This window comes from Bartonella sp. AP258QHHD (assembly GCF_042196145.1).
Classification (GTDB): Bacteria; Pseudomonadota; Alphaproteobacteria; order Rhizobiales; family Rhizobiaceae; genus Bartonella.
Genome location: NZ_JBHIPR010000039.1, coordinates 1 through 971, shown reverse-complemented (window position 1 = coordinate 971; position 971 = coordinate 1). Strand labels below are relative to the sequence as shown.

Here is a 971-nt window from a genome sequence, read left to right as displayed (position 1 = left end):
TGCTAATTTTCGACAATGGGGGGTGTTGCTCTTGCATTAATCTCTGCAAGCGCTCGGGATAAAAAAAATCTTCTGGACGCAAATCTATCCCATGATCACGTGCGTAATTCAAAAGCATAATTTGGTATTTAGCTGGAATGATGCCGCCTTTACCCTCTCGCTTTTCAAAGGGGTAAGTCCATTTATAAACAGCAGACACATGGCATTGAGAAATCAACGACACACGTTTTGCACCACCTAAATATTTTATAATCATAACTGCTGGAGTAATCATGTAATCCAAAATTTCTGTCATATATTTACGTATTACGCAAATATAAGCAAAATTTTCGTAATACGCAATATTGATTATTTAATAATTTTAAGAGAGAAAAATAAAATGGATTTTCAAAAGCTAATAAAAATGTGGATTAATGAAAAATTAAATGAAATGGGGCATGGAAGCCGTAAGGCTTTAGGGCAACATTTAGGATTGAGTCCATCATCTATTACGCGCTTATTATCGATTGATGACTCTGACTCTAAAGCCTACCGTGATATCACCGCAGAAGAGCTAGTGAAGCTACACAGTTTCTTTAAGGAGTATCCTCCGTATCCGGCTTTAAGCAAGATAGATCAAGATTTTTATGATCTATATTCGTCTTGCAATGAAGAAGAACGGAGGGCAGTTTTAGCGTTTCTTCATACTTTAATCGAATCAAAAAAGCGATAACTGCTGTTTTTTCTTCATTTGACAATTGTAAAAATTTTCTTTTGGCAGTCTTATAACCTTTCATAAAATCTCCAAATATCTATAAAAACACACTAATCTTTAGATGAATACTCATAAAATAATTTTCGTTATACGGTATTTTTATGTTGACATTACCGTAAAACGAAAATATATTCACTCCATATCTTAGAAAATAACTTTTGCCAATAGGCAGTATGGAGGCATTTGTGAATAAACCAGTGTTTATAAATTCTGATGA

At 33.7% G+C, this 971-nt stretch carries 2 protein-coding genes; one reads left to right on the top strand and one right to left on the bottom strand.

The features are described 5' to 3' along the window. Nucleotides 1–274: hypothetical protein (locus ACFIMM_RS03915; RefSeq protein ID WP_375692630.1), on the bottom strand; the 274-nt coding region annotated here is incomplete at its 3' end. Nucleotides 275–403: 129 nt separating this feature from the next. Here ACFIMM_RS03915 and ACFIMM_RS03910 point away from each other — a divergent pair. After that, nucleotides 404–712 (top strand): hypothetical protein, encoded by a 309-nt coding sequence (locus tag ACFIMM_RS03910; RefSeq protein ID WP_375668670.1) that lies wholly within the window; start codon nucleotides 404–406, stop codon nucleotides 710–712. The last annotated feature ends 259 nt before the right edge of the window (nucleotides 713–971 follow it).